24 protein-coding genes are annotated in these 19672 nt (G+C 70.6%); 8 read left to right on the top strand and 16 right to left on the bottom strand.

Features of this window, described 5'->3' with window-relative positions:
* Nucleotides 1–16: 16 nt before the first annotated feature.
* Entirely contained in the window at nucleotides 17–3424 is a 3408-nt protein-coding gene (locus EHF32_RS02805) for a pyruvate carboxylase (protein WP_137416711.1), read from the bottom strand.
* Nucleotides 3425–3535: 111 nt separating this feature from the next.
* Between EHF32_RS02805 and EHF32_RS02800 the strand changes: the two genes are divergently transcribed.
* On the top strand, nucleotides 3536–4348 hold the full coding sequence (locus EHF32_RS02800) for a ParA family protein (protein ID WP_137416710.1): 813 nt from the start codon (nucleotides 3536–3538) through the stop codon (nucleotides 4346–4348).
* A gap of 93 nt (nucleotides 4349–4441) precedes the next feature.
* Here EHF32_RS02800 and EHF32_RS02795 read toward each other — a convergent pair whose 3' ends face one another.
* From EHF32_RS02795 to EHF32_RS02785, 3 genes are all read right to left on the bottom strand, one after another.
* Nucleotides 4442–4987 carry a MerR family transcriptional regulator gene (locus EHF32_RS02795; protein WP_137416709.1) on the bottom strand — a complete coding sequence of 182 codons (546 nt, stop codon included), beginning with the start codon at nucleotides 4985–4987 and terminating at the stop codon, nucleotides 4442–4444.
* Between the two features lie 97 nt (nucleotides 4988–5084).
* Nucleotides 5085–5777, bottom strand: coding sequence for a transcriptional regulator FtsR (gene ftsR, locus EHF32_RS02790; protein WP_137416708.1), 693 nt, complete (start codon nucleotides 5775–5777; stop codon nucleotides 5085–5087).
* A complete protein-coding gene (locus EHF32_RS02785; RefSeq protein WP_137416707.1) occupies nucleotides 5777–6265 on the bottom strand; it encodes an FHA domain-containing protein in 489 nt (162 codons plus the stop codon). Before EHF32_RS02785 ends, ftsR begins: the two co-directional genes overlap by 1 nt.
* A gap of 148 nt (nucleotides 6266–6413) precedes the next feature.
* Here EHF32_RS02785 and EHF32_RS02780 point away from each other — a divergent pair, with 148 nt between their 5' ends.
* On the top strand, nucleotides 6414–7079 hold the full coding sequence (locus EHF32_RS02780) for a copper resistance CopC family protein (protein ID WP_238343776.1): 666 nt from the start codon (nucleotides 6414–6416) through the stop codon (nucleotides 7077–7079).
* Between the two features lie 9 nt (nucleotides 7080–7088).
* A complete protein-coding gene (lpdA, locus tag EHF32_RS02775; RefSeq protein WP_137416706.1) occupies nucleotides 7089–8489 on the top strand; it encodes a dihydrolipoyl dehydrogenase in 1401 nt (466 codons plus the stop codon).
* A gap of 59 nt (nucleotides 8490–8548) precedes the next feature.
* Here lpdA and EHF32_RS02770 read toward each other — a convergent pair whose 3' ends face one another.
* Together EHF32_RS02770 and EHF32_RS02765 are read right to left on the bottom strand one after the other, a co-directional pair.
* Nucleotides 8549–9175, bottom strand: a complete 627-nt coding sequence (locus tag EHF32_RS02770; RefSeq protein WP_137416705.1) for a CYTH domain-containing protein — start codon at nucleotides 9173–9175, stop codon at nucleotides 8549–8551.
* The gene (locus tag EHF32_RS02765) at nucleotides 9172–9390 is read right to left on the bottom strand and encodes a response regulator (protein ID WP_137416704.1); all 219 of its coding nucleotides are present in this window, start codon (nucleotides 9388–9390) and stop codon (nucleotides 9172–9174) included. The genes EHF32_RS02770 and EHF32_RS02765 overlap by 4 nt, the downstream gene beginning before the upstream one ends.
* 66 nt (nucleotides 9391–9456) lie before the next feature.
* Between EHF32_RS02765 and EHF32_RS02760 the strand changes: the two genes are divergently transcribed.
* Nucleotides 9457–10188, top strand: coding sequence for a glutamine amidotransferase (locus EHF32_RS02760; RefSeq protein ID WP_137416703.1), 732 nt, complete (start codon nucleotides 9457–9459; stop codon nucleotides 10186–10188).
* On the opposite strand, the gene EHF32_RS02755 is transcribed toward EHF32_RS02760, so the two are convergent.
* From EHF32_RS02755 to EHF32_RS02725, 7 genes are all read right to left on the bottom strand, one after another.
* On the bottom strand, nucleotides 10176–11225 hold the full coding sequence (locus EHF32_RS02755) for a YihY/virulence factor BrkB family protein (protein WP_137416702.1): 1050 nt from the start codon (nucleotides 11223–11225) through the stop codon (nucleotides 10176–10178). The genes EHF32_RS02760 and EHF32_RS02755 overlap by 13 nt on opposite strands.
* Nucleotides 11226–11286: 61 nt before the next feature.
* Nucleotides 11287–11766, bottom strand: coding sequence for a prepilin peptidase (locus EHF32_RS02750; protein ID WP_137416701.1), 480 nt, complete (start codon nucleotides 11764–11766; stop codon nucleotides 11287–11289).
* Between the two features lies 1 nt (nucleotide 11767).
* Nucleotides 11768–12067, bottom strand: a complete 300-nt coding sequence (locus tag EHF32_RS02745) for a DUF1905 domain-containing protein (RefSeq protein ID WP_137416700.1) — start codon at nucleotides 12065–12067, stop codon at nucleotides 11768–11770.
* Complete coding sequence (locus EHF32_RS02740; protein ID WP_238343775.1) at nucleotides 12067–12846, bottom strand: glycosyltransferase family A protein; 780 nt, start codon at nucleotides 12844–12846, stop codon at nucleotides 12067–12069. The genes EHF32_RS02745 and EHF32_RS02740 overlap by 1 nt, the downstream gene beginning before the upstream one ends.
* 11 nt (nucleotides 12847–12857) lie before the next feature.
* On the bottom strand, nucleotides 12858–13265 hold the full coding sequence (locus tag EHF32_RS02735) for a DUF2809 domain-containing protein (protein ID WP_161594057.1): 408 nt from the start codon (nucleotides 13263–13265) through the stop codon (nucleotides 12858–12860).
* A complete protein-coding gene (locus tag EHF32_RS02730) occupies nucleotides 13262–14254 on the bottom strand; it encodes an aldo/keto reductase (protein ID WP_137416698.1) in 993 nt (330 codons plus the stop codon). Before EHF32_RS02730 ends, EHF32_RS02735 begins: the two co-directional genes overlap by 4 nt.
* Before the next feature lie 10 nt (nucleotides 14255–14264).
* On the bottom strand, nucleotides 14265–15290 hold the full coding sequence (locus tag EHF32_RS02725; protein WP_137416697.1) for an FUSC family protein: 1026 nt from the start codon (nucleotides 15288–15290) through the stop codon (nucleotides 14265–14267).
* 83 nt (nucleotides 15291–15373) lie between these two features.
* Between EHF32_RS02725 and EHF32_RS02720 the strand changes: the two genes are divergently transcribed.
* Entirely contained in the window at nucleotides 15374–15835 is a 462-nt protein-coding gene (locus EHF32_RS02720; protein ID WP_137416696.1) for a hypothetical protein, read from the top strand.
* Nucleotides 15832–16386 carry a hypothetical protein gene (locus EHF32_RS02715; RefSeq protein WP_137416695.1) on the top strand — a complete coding sequence of 185 codons (555 nt, stop codon included), beginning with the start codon at nucleotides 15832–15834 and terminating at the stop codon, nucleotides 16384–16386. The genes EHF32_RS02720 and EHF32_RS02715 overlap by 4 nt, the downstream gene beginning before the upstream one ends.
* Here the strand turns inward: EHF32_RS02715 and EHF32_RS02710 are convergent.
* Nucleotides 16383–16811, bottom strand: coding sequence for a MarR family winged helix-turn-helix transcriptional regulator (locus EHF32_RS02710; RefSeq protein ID WP_238343774.1), 429 nt, complete (start codon nucleotides 16809–16811; stop codon nucleotides 16383–16385). The genes EHF32_RS02715 and EHF32_RS02710 overlap by 4 nt on opposite strands.
* A 59-nt stretch (nucleotides 16812–16870) precedes the next feature.
* Nucleotides 16871–17542, bottom strand: a complete 672-nt coding sequence (locus EHF32_RS02705) for a GTP cyclohydrolase II (RefSeq protein ID WP_137416693.1) — start codon at nucleotides 17540–17542, stop codon at nucleotides 16871–16873.
* Between the two features lie 82 nt (nucleotides 17543–17624).
* Here EHF32_RS02705 and EHF32_RS02700 point away from each other — a divergent pair, with 82 nt between their 5' ends.
* Complete coding sequence (locus EHF32_RS02700; RefSeq protein WP_137416692.1) at nucleotides 17625–18059, top strand: ribonucleotide reductase stimulatory protein; 435 nt, start codon at nucleotides 17625–17627, stop codon at nucleotides 18057–18059.
* A 104-nt stretch (nucleotides 18060–18163) separates the two neighbouring features.
* The gene (gnd, locus tag EHF32_RS02695) at nucleotides 18164–19225 is read left to right on the top strand and encodes a phosphogluconate dehydrogenase (NAD(+)-dependent, decarboxylating) (protein WP_137416691.1); all 1062 of its coding nucleotides are present in this window, start codon (nucleotides 18164–18166) and stop codon (nucleotides 19223–19225) included.
* Between the two features lie 46 nt (nucleotides 19226–19271).
* Here gnd and EHF32_RS02690 read toward each other — a convergent pair whose 3' ends face one another.
* Entirely contained in the window at nucleotides 19272–19670 is a 399-nt protein-coding gene (locus tag EHF32_RS02690; RefSeq protein ID WP_137416690.1) for an NUDIX hydrolase, read from the bottom strand.
* Nucleotides 19671–19672: the final 2 nt, after the last annotated feature.

The raw sequence follows: 19672 nt of genomic DNA, 5'->3' as shown, positions 1-19672 counted from the left end.
CGGCGCCCACCTCAGGCTAATGCGCGCCTTTGACGACGACCAAAAGGTCGCCCGCTTCGACCTGCTGGGTCGACCCGATCGCGAGCCTGTCGACGACGCCGTCGATGGGGCTCGTGATGGCCGCCTCCATCTTCATCGCCTCGATCGATGCGACCGCCTCTCCCGCCCGCACCCTCGCCCCCGGTGTCACCTTGAGCGTGACGACACCGGAGAACGGCGCGGCGATCTGACCGGCCTTGGACGTGTCGGCCTTCTCCGCAGGGGCAGCCTCCACCGCGATGGAGCGGTCCCTCACGAAGACCGGTCGCAGCTGACCGTTGAGGGTCGTCATGACGGTGCGCATGCCCTTGTCATCGGGCTCACCGATGGCCTCGAGACCGACCCACAGCTGCACGCCGCGTTCGATCTCCACGACGTGCTCGCCGCCGGGGATCAATCCGTACAGATAGTCCGCCGTGTCGAGCACGGCCAGATCGCCGTAGGCGTCGCGGGCCTCGTGGAACGTGCGGGTGGGGCCGGGGAACAGCAGCCGGTTGAGGGTCGTGCGCCGGGTTGCGCCCGGCTCGACCAACGCCGCCGAATCCGCTTCGTCGAGGGCTCCCGAGGCGTCGGCGACCGTGCGGCCGGCGAGCACCTTCGTGCGGAACGGCTCGGGCCATCCGCCCGGCAGGTCGCCCAGCTGACCCGCCATGAACGACACGACGGAGTCGGGGATGTCGTAGTTCTGCGGGTTCTCCGCGAAGTCGGCGGGGTCGGCCCGGACCGCGGCCAGATGCAGCGCGAGGTCGCCGACGACCTTCGATGACGGGGTCACCTTGGGAACGCGTCCGAGGATGTCGTTCGCCGCGGCGTACATGTCCTCGATCAGCTCGAAGTCCTCCGCCAGCCCGAGGGCGATGGCTTGCTGACGCAGATTCGACAGCTGGCCGCCGGGGATCTCGTGCCGGTACACGCGTCCCGTCGGGCCGGGCAGTCCGGACTCGAAGGGGTGGTAGAGGTGACGCACCGCTTCCCAGTAGGGCTCGAGGTCGGCGACGGCGGCGAGGGGGATGCCGGTGTCGCGCTCGGTGTGGGCGAGGGCGGCCACCAGCGCCGAGAGCGACGGCTGGCTCGTGGTGCCCGACATCGGCGCGGCCGCGGCATCCACCGCGTCGGCTCCTGCCGCGCTGACAGCGAGGAGCGTCGCCAGCTGGCCGCCGGCCGTGTCGTGGGTGTGTACGTGGACGGGAACGTCGAAGCGCTCCCGGAGTGCGCTGACCAGGCGAGCTCCGGCGGCCGGACGCAGCAGGCCCGCCATGTCCTTGATGCCGATGATGTGCGCTCCGGCGGAGACCATCTCGTCGGCCAGACGCAGGTAGTAGTCGAGCGTGTACAGATCCTCGCCCGGATCGAGCATGTCGCCGGTGTAGCAGAGCGCGGCCTCGGCGACGGCCGTTCCCGTGGCGAGCACGGCGTCGATTGCCGGGCGCATCTGTGTCACGTCGTTGAGAGCGTCGAAGATACGGAAGATGTCGACCCCGGATGCGGCGGCCTCCGCGACGAAAGCGTCGGTCACCGCCGTCGGGTACGGCGTGTAGCCGACCGTGTTGCGCCCGCGCAGCAGCATCTGGATCGCGATGTTGGGCAGGCCCTGGCGCAGTGCATCGAGGCGCTCCCAGGGGTCCTCGCCGAGGAAGCGCAGCGCGACGTCGTACGTGGCGCCGCCCCAGGCCTCCACGGAGAGGAGTTGCGGGGTCAGCCGGGCGACGTAGGGGGCGACGGTGGCGAGATCCTTCGTGCGCACCCGCGTGGCCAGCAGCGACTGGTGCGCGTCGCGGAACGTCGTGTCGGTGACCGCGAGCCGCGTCTGGGCGCGCAGATCGGCCGCGAACCCGGCCGGCCCCAGCTCCTGCAGGCGCTGCCGGGAGCCCGCCGGCGCGGGCTCGCGCAGGTCGAGGTGCGGGAGCTTCGCCGTCGGCGACGCCGTCACCGGCCTCGTGCCGTGCGGTTGGTTGACCGTGACGTCGACGAGCCAGTTCAAGATCTTCGAACCGCGGTCCTTCGACTCGCGGCCGCGCAGCAGTTCGGGACGTTCGTCGATGAAGGAGGTGCTGATGTCCCCGGCCGCGAACGCCGGGTCGTCCAGCACGGCCTGCAGGAACGGGATGTTGGTCGAGACGCCGCGGATGCGGAACTCCGCCAGCGCGCGGCGCGCCCTGGCCACGGCCGCCGGGAAGTCGCGACCGCGACACGTCAGCTTGGCGAGCATCGAGTCGAAGTGCGGACTGATCTGCGAACCCGCCGCCGTTGTTCCGCCGTCGAGCCGGATCCCCGCGCCACCCGGCGACCGGTACGTCGTGATCTTGCCGGTGTCGGGGCGGAAGCCCTGCGTCGGGTCCTCGGTCGTCAGCCGGCACTGCAGCGCAGCGCCGCGCAGCGGGATCTCGGGCTGTGTGAGACCCAGTTCTGCCAGCGTGGCTCCTGCGGCGATCCGCATCTGGGCCTGCACGAGGTCGACGTCCGTGACCTCCTCGGTGACGGTGTGCTCGACCTGGATGCGGGGATTCATCTCGATGAAGACGACCTCGCCGGTGCGAGGGCCGGCGGTCTCCAGGAGGAACTCCACCGTGCCGGCGTTCTCGTAGCCGATCGAGCGGGCGAAGGCGACGGCGTAGCGGTGCAGGTCGGCGCGCACGCTGTCGTCGAGGTTGGGCGCCGGCGCGATCTCGATGACCTTCTGGTGGCGGCGCTGCACCGAGCAGTCGCGCTCGTACAGATGGACGGTCTGCCCCGACCCGTCGGCGAGCACCTGAACCTCGATGTGTCGCGGCCGCTGCACGGCCTGCTCCAGGAACATCCGCGGGTCACCGAAGGCGCTCTGCGCCTCGCGCATCGCCTCGGCCAGCGCGGGGCCGAGCTCGGCCACGGTGTCGACGCGGCGCATCCCTCGCCCACCGCCGCCGGCGACGGCCTTCGCGAACAGCGGGAATCCGATCTCCTCCGCCGCCGCGAGGAGCGCATCGACGTCGTCGGACGCCTCGCTCGAGCGGAGCACCGGCACACCCGCATCCCGCGCGTGCTGCTTGGCGGTGACCTTGTTGCCGGCCATCGCGAGCACCCGGGCCGGCGGACCGATGAAGGCGATCCCCTCCTGGGCCGCGCGGGCGGCGAGCTCCGGGTTCTCGGAGAGGAAGCCGTAACCCGGATAGATGGCGTCCGCCCCGGACTCGACCGCGACGCGGATGATCTCCTCGACGTCGAGGTACGCCCGCACCGGGGCTCCCCTGGTGCCGATCTGGTAGGCCTCGTCTGCCTTCAGTCGGTGCAGGGAGAACCTGTCCTCGTAGGGATAGATGGCGACCGTGCGGGCCCCGACTTCGAATGCCGCGCGGAAGGCGCGGATCGCGATCTCGCCGCGGTTGGCGACCAGGATCTTCCGGAACATGGGGACCTCGCATCCGTCGTGAGGCGGGGGGGGGGCGTCCGGCGGCCGGGTTCGCCGCCTCACACATCGTTGAGTGTGCTCACAGCCTAGGGGACGGTAACGTAGGGAAGCGTGCACGTCCTTTCCGTCAGTTCCCTCAAAGGCGGCGTCGGCAAGACGACCGTGACACTCGGTCTCGCCTCGGCGGCCTTCGCGCGCGGCGTGCGGACCCTCGTGGTGGACCTCGACCCGCAGTCCGATGTCTCCACCGGCATGGACATCCAGGTCGCCGGCCGCCTCAACGTGGCCGACGTCCTCGCCAACCCCAAGGACAAGGTCGTCAAGCAGGCGATCACCTCCAGCGGCTGGACGAAGGTGCACCCGGGCACGATCGACGTCATGATCGGCAGCCCGTCCGCCATCAACTTCGACGGACCGCACCCGAGCGTGCGCGATGTCTGGAAGCTCGAAGAGGCCCTCGCCACGGTCGAGGCGGACTACGACCTCGTCCTCATCGACTGCGCGCCGTCCTTGAACGCGCTCACCCGAACGGCCTGGGCGGCCAGCGACCGGGTCGTCGTGATCACGGAGCCGGGCCTGTTCTCCGTCGCCGCCGCCGACCGCGCCCTCCGCGCGATCGAGGAGATCCGCCGCGGTCTCTCGCCGCGGCTTCAGCCCTTGGGCATCGTCGTGAACCGCGTTCGGCCCCAGTCCATCGAGCACCAGTTCCGCATCAAGGAGCTGCGCGACATGTTCGGTCCGCTCGTGCTCTCCCCCCAACTGCCCGAGCGCACCTCGCTGCAGCAGGCACAGGGTGCGGCGAAGCCCCTGCACATCTGGCCCGGCGACTCGGCTCAGGAGCTCGCGGCCGACTTCGATGCACTGCTGGACCGGATCATGCGCACAGGGCGTATCGCGACCCCCGAGGACGCGCCCGCGCAGTGACTCTCGTGCGAGAGCCGTCGACCTGCGGGTCGGCGGCTCTTTTCACATGCCGAGCAACCACCGCGCTGCCCACGCGGTGAAGGCGGCCGGATCTCAGGCCGTGCGGCGCGTGCGTCGAGCAGCGAGCTCGTCGGAGGGATCCGGCACCTGCGGATCGAAGGAGACGAGCGTGGACTCGACCTCGCGCAGGACCTTCCCGACGGCGATGCCGAAGACACCCTGGCCGCGGCTGACGAGGTCGATGACCTCGTCGTTGGACGTGCAGAGATACACCGACGCACCGTCGCTCATGAGAGTCGTTCCGGTGAGGTCACGGATGCCGGCGACCCGCAGCTGCTCGACCGCGGTGCGGATCTGCTGCAGCGAGATGCCGGTGTCGAGCAGACGCTTGACGAGCTTGAGCACGAGGATGTCGCGGAAACCGTACAGACGCTGCGATCCCGACCCCGACGCACCGCGGACCGTGGGCTCGACGAGCTCGGTCCGCGCCCAGTAGTCGAGCTGGCGGTAGGTGATGCCCGCAGCGCGCGCTGCGACTGCGCCGCGATATCCGACCTCGTCGTCCATCTGCGGCAGACCGTCGGTGAAGAGGAGGTCGGCAGCGAGGGGGATCTCGCCGAGCGGTTCGCCAGCGGTCATGCGGGCGCCTCCTTCGTGTCGCGGGTTACTCCCACGCTAGAGGAGGCCTTCCCCTCCGGCAATGACATCCGCCTCGAAGATTCGGCGTGTCGCGCGATCATCCGTCGAGCCGCTCGAGCGAGGCGCGCACGAGCGCCTCGCGAACGTCGGCGATGCGCCGGGCGAGCTCGGGAGCGGTCTCCGCAGCGCGTCCGCGCGAAGTCGCGTCCGTGCGGCGACGCAGCGGTGCGAGCGCCGATTCCACCAGCGAGACATCACGATCGGCGCTCTGCTTGACCGCACGCAGGTGGCGCGGTTCGATGCCGTGACGGTCGAGGGCGACGAGCGCACGCAGCATCGCGAGCGCCTGCTCGTCGTAGGTCTCTCCGCCGACGATGAGTCCTGTGCTCAGTGCGTCGTTGAGCAGCTGGGTCCCGGCCCCCGCCGTCCGCAGCAACTCGTCACGGCGGTAGCGACGCGCGGCGGGGACGATCGATCGCGGCACGCCGCCCGCGGGAGATGCGGGATCGCGCCCCGCATCCAGGTCGTCGAGGTACTCGCGGATGACCACGAGCGGCAGGTAGTGATCGCGCTGCAGAGTGAGCGCCAGACGCAGTCGCTCGAGGTCTTTCGGCGTGAACTTGCGGTAGCCGGTCTCGGTGCGTCGCGGTGTGACGATGCCCTGCACCTCGAGGAAGCGCAGCTTCGACGAGGTCAGCGCGGGGAATTCGGGGGTCAGCCGCGCAAGCACCTGACCGATGCTGAGCAGGCCCGTGGCCTCACTGCGGCCGCGGGCGGAGACCGCCGCCATCAGCCTTCGACTGCCGGAAGGTCTGCGGGCGAGACGAAGAAGTTGAGTCGGAACTTGCCGATGCGCACCTCTGCGCCGTTGCTGAGCGTGTCGCGGTCGACGCGCTCGCCGTTGACGTAGGTGCCGTTGAGCGAACGCTGGTCGACGATCTCGAACGCACGCCCGACACGGGTGATCTCGGCATGACGGCGAGAGACCGTGACGTCGTCGAAGAAGATGTCGGCGTCCGGATGCCGGCCGACCGTCGTGACATCGGTGTCCAGCAGGTAGCGGGCTCCCGCGGTGGGCCCGGAGCGCACGATGAACAATGCGGCACCCGAAGGGAGTGCCTCGATCGCCTCGAGCTCGGGTTCGCTCAGCTCGCTTCCGAACGGCACGAACGACAGGTCCGAGTCGTGCCCGAAGGTCTGCGTGGTGTCGTGCGCCGGCACGGCTCGGTCGCTCTCGCGACGGATGCTGTCCGGGCGGGGCCTGTACTGCTCGTCCACGTCGTCCTCCTCTCACCCAGCCTAACCGATCGGACCCTCTGCCCGACATCGCGGACCGGAGCGGATTCTTCGCGCGGCATGCATCCCCGCGATCCCGCGTCCCGTGACGCACAGCCGGTCGAAAGCACGCGGCGATAGGCTCGTCGCCGTGACTTCCCAGACCTCTCGCCGCCGTCCCGTGCGCGCACTCGTCGCCGCTCTCGCCACGCTTCTGATCGCTTCGGGCGGGGTGCTGCTGGGCACAGCGCCCGCGTTCGCCCACGACGAGCTCGTCTCCTCGGACCCCGCGTCGGGTTCCACGGTCGACGCGCTTCCCGCGGCGCTCACCCTCACCTTCAGCGGGGACCTGCTCTCCGACGCGTCCACCACCGTCGTCCAGGTCACCGACGCCTCCGGCGCCTCGCTGACGGACGGGGCGCCCACCGTCAGCGCCAACGTCGTCACCCAGCCGCTGACAGGTTCCGCCAGCGGCGCCATCTCGGTGGCCTGGCGCGTCGTCTCCAGCGACGGCCACCCGATCGCCGGCGAGTTCGCGTTCACGTCCGACGCGGCCCCGGTGGCGACTCCGACCCCGACCGAGACCGCCGACGCGACGCCGGAGGCCACCGCCACGCCGGAGCCGGAGATGACGACCCTCACCACACCGACCCCCACCTCCGACCAGTCCGCGCCGATCTGGCCCTGGGTCGTGGGAGCCGTGGTCGTGCTCATCGCGATCGGCCTCGTGGTGTGGCTTCTGGGGGCCAGGGCGCGCCAGCAGAAGCAGGCCGCGAGCGAGCGGACGGCAGGCCGTTCGAACTCCACCGAGCGATAGGCTGGACGCATGCCTCATTACGACGTCGTCATCCTCGGCGCGGGCCCCGGCGGGTACGTCGCGGCCGTGCGCAGCGCACAGCTCGGCCTCTCCACCGCCGTCATCGAAGAGAAGTACTGGGGCGGTGTCTGCCTCAACGTCGGCTGCATCCCCTCCAAGGCGCTTCTCAAGAACGCGGAGCTCGCCCACACCTTCGCCCACAAGGCCAAGCTGTTCGGCATCACCGGTGAGGTGAACTTCGACTACGGCGTGGCGTTCGACCGCAGCCGTGAGGTGGCGGAGGGCCGTGTCAAGGGCATCCACTACCTGATGAAGAAGAACAAGGTCACCGAGTACGACGGCCGCGGGACCTTCGTCGACGACCACTCGATCGACGTCGCGAAGAGCGACGGCTCGACCGAGCGCGTGACCTTCGACAATGTCATCATCGCCACGGGCTCCACGGTGCGTCTGCTTCCGGGCGTGACCCTCAGCGAGAACGTCGTCACCTACGAGGAGCAGATCCTCTCCCGCGAGCTCCCGTCCTCGATCGTCATCGTCGGTGCCGGCGCGATCGGCATGGAGTTCGCGTACGTCATGTCGAACTACGGCGTGAAGGTCACGATCATCGAGTTCCTCGACCGTGCGCTTCCCAACGAGGACGCCGACGTGTCGAAGGAGATCCAGAAGCAGTACCGCAACTACGGCATCGACATCCTGACCTCCACCAAGGTCGAGTCGGTCGTCGACTCCGGCGACAAGGTCACCGTGACCTACACCGACAACAAGAGCGGCGCGCAGAGCTCGATCGAGTCCGACAAGGTGCTCATGTCGATCGGCTTCGCCCCGCGCGTCGAGGGCTTCGGACTCGAGAAGACCGGCGTCGCCCTCACCGACCGCGGCGCCATCGCGATCGACGACTACATGCGCACGAACGTGCCGCACATCTACGCCATCGGCGACGTCACCGCCAAGCTGCAGCTCGCCCACGTCGCCGAGGCGCAGGGTGTCGTTGCGGCCGAGACGATCGGCAAGGCGGAGACCATGGCGCTCGGCGACTACCGGATGATGCCCCGGGCGACGTTCTGCTCGCCGCAGGTCGCATCCTTCGGCCTCACCGAGGCGCAGGCGCGCGAGACCGGTCGCGAGATCAAGGTCGCGACGTTCCCGTTCATGGCCAACGGCAAGGCGCACGGACTCGGCGAGCCCGTCGGGTTCGTCAAGCTGATCGCGGACGCGGAGCACCTCGAACTGCTCGGCGGCCACATGATCGGACCGGACGTGTCGGAGCTGCTGCCGGAGCTGACGCTGGCCCAGAAGTGGGACCTCACCGCACTCGAACTGGCGCGTAACGTGCACACGCACCCCACGCTGTCCGAGGCGCTGCAGGAGGCGTTCCACGGCCTCGCGGGACACATGATCAACTTCTGATCCTCGGATCTCACGCAGAAGGCGCCCTCCGCGAGGAGGGCGCCTTCTGCGTTCAGGGCTCAGCGCCCGAGAGCGCGACCGAGTTTGGAATCGGATGCCGACACCGTGCCGCCCGCGGCGGTGACCAGTGCGTCGGCCGCGGCGAAGAACCTCGCCCGCCACTCGGGGTCGGCCGGAGCGGCCGGTCCGAGCTCCACCTCCCACTCCCGCCACGCCCTCTCGGCATCCGTCGCGGCCTGGCTCGCGCGCACGCGATCGTCCACCACCTCCGCGACCACTCCACCGTGGGCGTCGCGGAGCAGGTACGCCGTGCGGTTGTTGCGGATGCGGGCGATCTGCACGAAGGGACCCGACGCCCAGTTCGCGACCGCGTCCGCGACCGCATCCGGCACCATCAACTCCTCGTCGACGATCGGCCAGCCCCATTCGTGACGGCCCTCGGGGGCGCTCGACTTCACGTGCCAACCGGCGTCGTGGCCGCCCGTCCGGCGGCGGACGGCCACCTTCGCACGGGCGAGGTCGAGGGCGGGAGTGTCGAAGTACCGCGCGTCGAGGTCGCGCTGCTCGGCCGCATCGACGCTCGCCACGTCGGGCAGGGTCGACCAGTCGGGCAGCGGCGTGTCGGCGTCCGCGTCGTAGGTGCGCTCGATCTCGACCGAGCGGGTCGGCTCGTGGGGTGCGCTCACTCGTTGCGGTCTTCTTCGTCGGGATTGACCGGTTCGGTCGTCTCGACGAAGGCGAAGACCTCCTGCTGCGGGCCGTCGGCGTCGGCGTCGGCCGCCTGACGCTGGTAGACAAGCTGCCCCTCGCCGTAGGGGACGATGAGCGCGTCGTCGACGCCTTCTTCCAGAGGGATGACCTGCCCGTCGAGGGGGCCTCCGGTCAGTCGTGCGATAGCCATGCCGCCCAGCCTAGACCTCGCGACGACGCCGCCCGCCCGGCGCGCACGGTGGCCTAGAATCCCGACGTGAAACCCTTCGTACTGCTCGCGACCCGGGCCGAGGACGTCCCCGCCGACGAGGAGTACGCGCTCATGCTCCGGTACTCGGGCCTCGCACCCGCCGAGCTCCGACGGGTGCGACTCGAGGCGGAGCCGATGCCCCATCTCGACCTCGACGAGCTCTCCGGCATCATCGTCGGCGGCGGCCCTTTCAACGCCTCGGATCCGCCCGCGCGGAAGTCGTCGGTGCAAGTGCGCGTGGAACGCGAGATGTCGGCCCTGCTCGACGACGTCGTCGCCCGCGACGTGCCGTTCCTTGGCGCCTGCTATGGGATCGGAACCCTCGGCGTGCATCAGGGCGCGACGATCGATCGGACGTACTCCGAACCGATCTCCGTCGTCCCGGTCTCCCTCACCGTCGCGGGCCGCGAAGATCCGCTCTTCGCGGGGATGCCCGACACCTTCGAGGCGTTCGTCGGCCACAAGGAGGCGGTGCGTCGGTTGCCGGAGCATGTGACGCTGCTGGCCGGCTCTCCCGCGTGTCCGGTGCAGGCCTTCCGTGTCGGGGCGAACGTCTATGCGACGCAGTTCCATCCCGAGCTCGACGTGGCGGGAATCTCCACCCGCATCCGCGCCTATGCCGGTTACGGCTACTTCGCCGACGGCGAGCTCGACGCAACTCTCGCCGCCGTGCGGCGGGCCCCGGTCATCCATCCGTCTCGGATGCTGCGGACGTTCGTCGAGCGTTACGCGCGCTGAGCCTTCTCCAGGACCTTGTCCTGCTCCGCCTGGACGGCCGCCTGGGCGCGCTGGAGTTCGTCGGCGGCGATGCGCGCCGCATCCTCGGCTCGTTGCCGGCGGCGCTCGGCGAAGGTGGATGCTCCGAAACGCTCCCGCATGCGGTCGTCCGCCTCGCGCGTGATCGTGACGATGACCGATGCGGAGATCAACATCACCTGAGCGGACAGGTTCACCCACAGCAGGAGGGCGACGATGGAAGCGAACGACGTCAGAAGCGGATTCGAGCTCGCTCCCCCCACGAACAGCCCCGACAGCTCCTGCAGCACGGTCAGCCCGGCCCCGCCCACCGCCGCACCCGCCAGCAGCGCGCGACGGGGCGCCTTGACACCCGACATCGTCCAGAACATCAGGAGCACCACGAGCGCATCGAGCACGAAGACGACCAGCACACCGACGGTGCGGGTGCCGATCTGCGCCGCGGTGGAATCCTCCGCCACCCCGAGCCACGACAGAACCGTCGTCACCGACAGCGACCCGACGAACGTGGCCGCGGCCGACAGCACGAGCAGGACGGCGATCGCGACGGCGAGGCCGAGGTTGCGCAGCAGCACCCACAGGAAGAACACGTCCTCGCCGGAGGTGTCGGCGATCGTGCGCACGGCCACGCGCAACGAACCGATCGCGCCGATCGCCGCTCCGACCAGACCGACGAGCGAGATCACGCCCGCGATCGTCAGACCTGCGGGAGCCTCTATCGCAGAGAGATCGATCAGGCCGTCCCCGTCGGTTCCGACGAGCCCGGGAACCGCGGAGTTCACCGCATCCGCGAGAGAGCTCAGAGCCGCCGGATTGCCCGCCAACCACAGGGCGGCGATCGAGAAGCCGAGCAGCACGGCGGCGAAGATGCTGAACAACGCGCGGTACGTGACGCTGTCGGCGAGCTGCGCACCGCGGCGCTCGCTGTAGCGCAGGAAAGCGCGGACCAGGGTCCTGCGCAGCGCCCAGGCCGTCGCGCGGGCGAGGAGCGGCTGCGGGGAGGCTGATGTGCTGCTCATCGCGCCAGGCTAGCGTCCGCGCAGCTCTGTGCCGCTCGGTTGACAGGGGTCGCGCGCATGCTTAGGTCAGGGAGATGAGGCCGATGACGACCCAAGCGCCCAGCAGCATCCACGGACCGAAGGGGATGCGGGTGCGGCGGGTGCCGCGACGCGAGAGCAGCAACCCCACGCTGAAGAGGCCTCCGAGCAGGAACCCGGCGAACAGCCCCAGCAGCAGCGCGTCCCAGCCGAGATACCCGAGTGCGATTCCGAGCACGCCCGCCAGTTTCACGTCGCCGCCGCCCATTCCCCGCGGCTGCACGAGACGCAGCAGGAGGTAGAAGACGAACGCGATCGCGCCACCCGCGACCGCCTGCAGGAACGGGACCAGGTCTCCTCGTCCGACGGACGCAAGAGCCAGCGCCGCGAGGAGGAACGGATACGCCGGCAGCACGAGCGGGTTCGGAAGCCGGTGCGTGCGCACATCGATCACCGCCAGCACCACGCTCAGGACCGCGAGCCCGCCGTAGGCGAGCGCCAGCGCGAGTCCCGCGGGGTTCATCTCACGCGTCCAGGACCGTCAACTCGACCGCGATCTCATCGCCCTCGCCCGCTGCGGCCGCCTCGCGCACGGCGCGCTTGACCGGCAGGTGATACGTGCCGCCGGCCGCACCCGGGAAGATGGATGTGCGCCAGGAGACGCCGGCGACCTCGACCGCCACGCGCACCGCCCCGAAGCCGCTCGGCGGACGCGGCACCTCGCGGATCATCTCGCTCGCATCCTGGGGCAGCGCGACGAAGAACCAGTCGGCGTCCCGGCGCGCCTCCCAGCGGAACAGCGGAGCCCGGAACGTGAAGTGCATCAGCCCAGCGTAGGACCGGAACCCTTCACGTCGGAGCCTTTCCCCAAGCGCCGCGATCGCACCGGCGGACGGACCGCGGCGCGAAACCGACCGCGCGGCCAGCTCGCGGCGAAGGTGGTGAGGACCTTGCCCAGTCGCTCTGCCAGCCCGCGCGGGTGCACGAGGGGGCGCGAGGAGACGGGCATGCGCAACTGCCGGTCCCAGCGCACGCCGTCGGAGCGGCGGAGGTGGATCGTCAGGTCCAGATCGTCGTGGACACGGGCATCGTCGCGGCGCACCTGGTCGCGCACGCGCGCCCAGACGCCGGTGCGCATCGCGAAGTTGGATCCGAACACCAGCGGTATGCCGAGCCAGAGGTTGACCCAGAAGCGCCCACCGCCGATGTACCAATGCTCGCCCAGGTAGTGCACGAGGCGGGTGGACCCGTAGAACTCGGCGCCCCCGGTGAGCACCCCCAGACCCGCGTCGGCGGCGAAGGCGCGCTCGATGCGCAGCAGCCAGTCCGGATGGGGGCGCGAGTCCGCATCCAGCCTCGCGATCACATCGGCATCCGTCGAGGCGGCGTCGTACCCCGCGGCGGCGGCGGGCCAGATACCGACGACGGACTCGACGATGACCTCGGCGCCCGCGGAGCGCGCCACCGCCGCGGAGTCGTCGCTGCTCGCGTTGTCGACCACGATGATCCGGTCCGCCGGACGCTGCTGCCGGGCGAGCGCGCGCAGACACGCCGCGAGCATCTCGGCGTCGTCGCGGCACGGGATGACCACAGCGATCCGCATCCCCATACCCCTCATGCTCCGCGCCGGGCGCGCGCTCGACCGAGCGCCGCGCCGAGGAGCCGGTCGGCCGTGGCTGCGGCGAGCACGGTCGCCGTGTAGACGACGAGGTCGCGGGCGTCGAACACGGTGCCGAGCACGAGCATGATCGGCGGGCAAGCGCCACCCCATGCGAGCGGCAGACCGGTGAGCTGGAACAGCTCGATCGCCGTGCACCACACCCAGGCGACGAGCGCCGGCACCCAGACGGCGCGCCGCGGGATGACCACGACGGCGAGCAGGTACACCAGCAGCGCGTACAGCGCGTCTCCCGCCACGTCGCTCACCGCGCCGTCCGGCGCGAACCGGTGCACACCGAGCCCGACCACGATCGTGACCGCGGCGGCCGCCGCCGCCACGAGACGCCGGCGGCCGGCGGTCACCAGTGCGGGTGGATGTCGGCCCGCAGGCGTCGGTCGTACACGTCGCGGACGACGGCGTCGAAGGCGTCCAGATCGAATCCGCCGTCGAGGAGCGTCGCGGCGTCCGCGTTGGACTGCGCCTGCGCGCTCGTGCGCGCGCCGGGGATGACGCTCGTGACGCCGGGCAGCGCCGCGATCCACGCGAGCACCGCAGCGGGGAGCGAGACGCCCTCCCCCAGCGCGGCGGCGAGTTCGTGAGCCGCGGCGAGCCCGGTCTCGTAGTCGACGCCGGAGAACGTCTCGCCGCGGTCGAAGGCTTCGCCCTGACGGTTGTAGCTGCGGTGGTCGTTCGCCGCGAAACGCGTCTGGCTCGTGTAGCGGCCGCTGAGCAGACCGGATGCCAGCGGCACGCGCGCGAACACGGCGACGCCCGCATCCGCCGCGGCGGGCAGCACCTCGTCGAGGGGTTTCAGCCGGAAGGGATTGAGGATGATCTGGACGTTCGTGACCCCGGGTCGGGAGATCGCGCTGAGCGCCTGGGCGCTCGTCTCCACGGACACGCCGTACGCCGCGATGGCACCGTCGTCGACGAGCCGGTCCAACTCGTCGTAGGTCGACGCGTCGTCGATCACGCTGGAGGGCGGGCAGTGCAGCTGCACCAGATCGAGCGTCTCGACGCCGAGATTGCGACGGGAACGCTCTGTCCACGCGCGGAAGTTCTCGGGCGAGTAGTTCGCCTTCTCCTGCGGCAGACGCCGCCCCATCTTCGTCGCGACCGTGATCCCATGCTCGCCCCGCTCGCGGAGGAACCTGCCGATCAGCTGCTCGGAACGTCCGTCGCCGTAGACGTCGGCGGTGTCGAAGAGGGTGACGCCGGCATCCGCCGCCGTTCCCAGCACCGCCAGCGCGTCGGCTTCGCCGACGTCACCCCAGTCCGCTCCCAACTGCCACGTGCCCAGTCCCAGTGCGGAGACCGATCTACCGGTGTTGCCAAGCGGACGCTGCTGCATGCGCACCAGCCTAGGCCCCCGCCCGTCGCCGGCGAACCGTCGCGGAGACGACAGCGACCGCCGTTCCCACGGCCACGCCGAGCAGCGTGTCCAGCAGTCGGTCGCGCAGGAGCGGACCCGGGTCGACGGGCACGGCGAGTTCGATCATCAACAGGGCGAGCGGGGTGATGAACACCATCGCGAGTCCGTAGTTGCGTCCGACGAACAGCTCCGCGCACACCTGCAGGGCGATGGCGACCGCGAGCACCGCCAGCGGCGGCAGCGGCAACATGAGAAGCGCTGCCGCCAGCAGGATGCCGACACAGGTGCCGATCAGCCGCTGGGCGCCCCGCACGATCCGGGCGGTCGTGCTCGCTCCCCCGAGTGCGGCCACGGCGGCGACCATCGCCCAGTACCAGTGGGTGCCCACCAGCGCGAGCCCGACGATTCCGGCCAGGACCGAACCCACACCGACCGTCACTGCCATCTCTGCGGCGACGCTTCGCCGGGCATCCGGCTTCGTCGCGGACGCCCCTGGGAGGCCGCGGCGGAACAGCGCGATCAGTACTGTCACCGCCACCGCGAACGCGGCGCCGCCGGCACCGACCACCGCGCCTTCGGCGAGCGTGCGCCCGCTCGCCGGGAGCGTCGCGCACGCTCCGGCGGCGAACACCGCGAACAACGCGCCCGGCGGATGCCACCGGTACGCGTGCGCGATCAGCGTGACGCCGGCGGCGAGCGCCGCGACGACCACGACGCGCACCGCATCCGGTGCGTCGATGACGGAGAGCGTCGTTCCGAGAACCATAGCCGTCACCTGGACGGCGCCCGCAGCGAGTTGCATGAGGATGCGGTCGCGATAGCCGTCGAGTCGACCGTAGAGCGATGCGAAGGCGCCGAAACTCGCATAGACGCTCAGGTCGAGCCGGCCGATCGACCAGAGCACCAGCAGCGGGACCGCAACGGAGACGGCGACCCGCGCGGCGACACGATGTTCGCCCTGGTGCGGCGCCACCGTCATGAAGCGGACACCCGCCTCCCGCATCCGCTCACGCATCCTTCCAGGCTACGCCGGGCGGCGGTGACAATTCCCGGCTGCCGGCGCCCCACCGCGTGCGAAGACGCCGATACGGTGCGGCCATGAGCGTGTCGGTGGCCGGAATCGTCGTCGCGGCACTCGTCCTGCTGCCGAACCTCCTCCTGCTGCGGCTGCCCGGCACGCTCCCGGATCCGCCGCGCCGCCTCGCTCTCCGTGTGTCGACCGTGCTCGAGCGGCTCGGGCAGATCGGCTGCCTCGGGGCCGCAGTCCTCGCTCCGGGCTCCGGCACGCGAAGCCGGCCGTGGGCGGTCCTCGTGGCTCTCCTGGTCTCGCTCTACGTCGGAAGGTGGGTGGTGCTCGTCACCCGCGGCGCCGACAAGCGCGAGCTGTACGCGCCGTGGGGTGTGATCCCGGTTCCGATGGCCGTCCTCCCCGTACTGGTCTTCGCCCTGACAGCCGTGTGGCTCCATGCCCCCTGGCTCGCCGTCGCGAGCGGCGCCCTCGCGCTCGGCCACGTCCCGGTCTCGCTCGCGGTGGCGAGAGCGTGCCGGAGCGCGCCGTGAGCACCCTCGCCGTCTGGTGGATACCGGTCGGCGCGGGCGGATGGCTGGTGAGCCGTGCGAGCGGGTCGTGGGAGCGGATGACGGCGGCACGCGAGGGCCACGCGCCGCGCCCCCTCCTCCACGCCGCCATCGAGATCACCGATCGTCGGGGGCGCTCCGTCATCGAGATGGCACCGGCGTGGAGCGGGCCGCGAACAGCACGCGGCGTCGTCGGAACGGGCCCGGTCGGGCTACCGGCGCTGGGGCTGAGCGTGTGCTTCCGATACGAGATCCGCTGCTGGCGCGACGGCACCGTTCCGGACCTCGCGTTCGCCCCGACACCACCCCGCATCCACGAGACGAGTGAGGTCGTGACCGACGCGATCATCATGGATGCGGCGAACGCGCCCCGCCATGTCTGGGGCCGGGACGTCTTCGGGATCGGCGACATGTGGAACTCGAACTCCCTGATCGCCTGGCTCCTGACGCGAGCCGGTATCGACGAGCATCCGCCGTCCGACTGCTCGGCGCCCGGGTGGAAGTGCGGCGTCGAGGCCGCCCGGCGCGGTTAGAGAGCCTCCTCGACGCCGGGCACGAGCTTCGCGGCGATCCTGGCGAGAGCAATGCGCTCCGAATCGTCGAGGCGGTCGAGAACCAACGAGCGGATCTGCTCGACGTGGGCGGGTGCCGCCTGGCGCAGGATGTCCCAGCCGGCGTCGGTCAACCGGGCGGACTGGGTGCGCCCGTCGCTGCCGCACGTGGTGCGCTCGACCCAGCCTCGGCGTTCGAGGGCGTCGATGGCGTGGCTGAGCCGTGACCGGCTGAGACCGGCGATGCGGGCGAGGTCGGTCATCGTGGCCGGCTGCGCGAAACCCCCGGCGAGGGTCACGAGGATCGCGTAGTGCGCGTGGTTGATGCCGCCTTCGTCGCGCAGTCGGCGATCGAGTGCCTGCGGCAGGAGCTGCACGAGCCGGATGAGCGGAAGCCAGGTCGTCATCTCGTCCTCCGTCAGCGTCCGCGTCGGCCGCGCCGCGTCGGATCGGGCCGCCGTCGCCATCACGCCGCGGGCAGGTCGATGGCGTGCGCGGTGTGGTCGCGCTTGGCAGCCAGGTAGCGCGCGTTCGATGCCGACAGATGCACAGCCGTGCGCACGCGGTCGGTGACCTCGATCCCCAGGTCCTCGAGCTGCGCCGCCTTGTCGGGGTTGTTGCTGAGCAGCCGGATGCGCTCCGCTCCGACGGTCCGGAGCATCTGCGCGGCGGCGGTGTAGTCGCGCTCGTCCTCGCCCCGCCCGAGCGCCAGGTTCGCCTCGTAGGTGTCCAGGCCCGCATCCTGCAGTGCGTAGGCGTCGAGCTTGGCGTACAGGCCGATGCCCCGCCCCTCCTGGCGGAGATAGAGCAGGAAGCCGCCGTCGGCCGCGATCCGCTCGACCGCTTCGCGCAACTGCGGACCGCAGTCGCACCGTTCGGAGCCGAACACGTCGCCGGTCAGGCACTCGCTGTGCGGGCGCACGAGCGGCGCCTCCCCGCCGTCCGCGCTGCGTTCGAGCGCACTCCGCCAGTCGCCGAGACCGAGCAGCAGGTGCTCCTTGCCGTCGACGAGCCCGTCGAACGTCAGCACGTCCGCACCTGTCGCGTAGCCGTCCGAGAAGCGGAGCGGCACCCGCACCTGAACCCGGATCTCCGCCGCCGGAACCGGGACCGCGGAGATGTGTGAATTCTCAACCATATGGTGCTCAATCCCGGTGGCCGGCGGAGTATTCCCGGCGCCGTGAGAAAGCCGCATCCGCGTCCGGGGTGACACTGGGGACATGGCCCAGATCCCGGTCTACTACTACTCCTCGGTGTCCAACCTCACACGGCGCTTCGCCGAGCAGTTGGCCGCTCGCGATGGCCGCGACGTGAGGGACCTGGCCGACCCGGAGGTGCGGCGAGGCGAGGCTCCGGGCCGCTGGATACTGCTGACTCCCTCTTACAAGGCGGGCAACGCCGACGAGGTGACCCTGCCCGCACCCGTACGCGCCTTCCTGCGCTCCGCGGTCAACCGCCGCCGGCTGGTCGGCATCATCGGGTCGGGCAATCGGAACTTCGGTGCCCACTACCAGGCGGCGGCGCGGGAGCTCGCCGCGATCAGCGGGCGCCCCGTCCTGTTCGAGTTCGAGCTCTCCGGAACACCCGAGGACGTCGCGCGCTGCGCCGAGATCCTGCGCGACATCGACGCGGCACTCGATTCGGCGAACGACTGACGCGCATTCGACGCGCGATCGGCGCCCGCCCTCGTCCGCGTCCCTAGACTCTCGATAGAGCCGGCCGCCGCCGGCGCGCTCGCCGGAAGAGAACGAGGAACACCATGCAGCTCGCGATGATCGGACTGGGTCGAATGGGCGCGAACATCGTGCGCCGACTCATGAAGGACGGCCACGACTGCGTGGTCTACGACGTCAACCAGGATGCGGTCGCCGGCCTCGAGTCCGAGGGCGCGATGGGAGCGGGTTCGCTCGCGGAGCTCGCCTCCCAGCTCCAGACCCCGCGCACGGTGTGGCTCATGATCCCCGCGGGCCTGACGGGCGGCGTCGTCGACCAGCTCGCCGAGGTGCTCGAGCCCGGCGACATCATCATCGACGGAGGCAACTCGAACTACCGCGACGACGTCCGCCGCGCCGCTGCTCTCAAGGACACCGGCATCCACTACGTCGACGTGGGCACGAGCGGCGGCGTGTTCGGCCTCGAGCGCGGCTACTGCCTCATGGTCGGCGGACCCGATGAGGCATTCGCCCACATCGAACCGATCCTCAAGACGATCGCGCCCGGCGTCGGCGACGTCGAGCGCACCCCCGGACGCTCCGGCGAGCTCGCCCCCGAGGAGCGCGGATATCTCCACTGCGGCCCCTCCGGCGCCGGCCACTTCGTGAAGATGGTGCACAACGGCATCGAGTACGGCATCATGGCCGCGCTCGCCGAAGGACTCAACATCCTCCACAACGCGGATGCGGGAACGCGCGAGGCCAGCCACTCCGCCGAGGTCGCCCCGCTGGAGGAGCCCGAGTTCTACCAGTTCGACATCGACACCGCGAAGGTGTCCGAACTCTGGCGCCGTGGATCGGTCATCTCGTCGTGGCTGCTGGATCTGACCGCGGCGGCGCTCGAGGCGAACCCGACGCTCGACGGCCTGGCCGGACGGGTGTCCGACTCGGGTGAGGGACGCTGGACCGTGAAGGCGGCCGTCGACACCGGCGTGCCCGCGCCGGTGCTCGCCGCATCCCTGTTCGAACGCTTCGCCTCGCGCGGCGAGGATCACTTCGCCAACCAGGTGCTCTCCGCGATGCGACTGCAGTTCGGCGGCCACCAGGAGCTGCCCGCCGGTGACGTGCTCGAAGCCGGAGGGCAGAAGGCCGACAGCTCCCAGGCGTGAGATTCGCCTCGTCGGTCGCCCGCTCGCCGCGGGTGACCGACGAGGCTCAGCTCAGGAAGTACTTCCGCGCGAGAGGCGCGACCTCCAGTTGGTCGACCTCGTCGGACCCGACCCAGCGCAGTTCGGCGATCTCGGCCGCCGCGACCGGCGTCTGGTCCCGGATGTCGGCGGCGAACACCTCGGCGACGACCTCGAATCCCGGTTCGTTGGCGGCCGCCGCCGCGAACGAACCCAGCGGCTCGAGGTCCGCGGCGTCCAGCCGGAGTCCCAGCTCTTCCCGGATCTCGCGGACGAGCGTCATGGCGGCGTCCTCACCGTGCTCCGGCTTGCCGCCGGGCTGCATGAACGCGGTCGTTCCGCTCTTACGAACGAGAAGGAGCCTGCCGTCGGCGTCGCGGATCACCGCGGCGGACACATGGATGCGGCGGGGCTCTGCAAGGGTCACCC

The sequence above is a fragment of the Microbacterium sp. RG1 genome, assembly GCF_005347485.1.
GTDB classification, from domain to species: Bacteria; Actinomycetota; Actinomycetes; order Actinomycetales; family Microbacteriaceae; genus Microbacterium; species Microbacterium binotii_A.
This window is presented reverse-complemented; position numbering and strand designations above follow the sequence as displayed.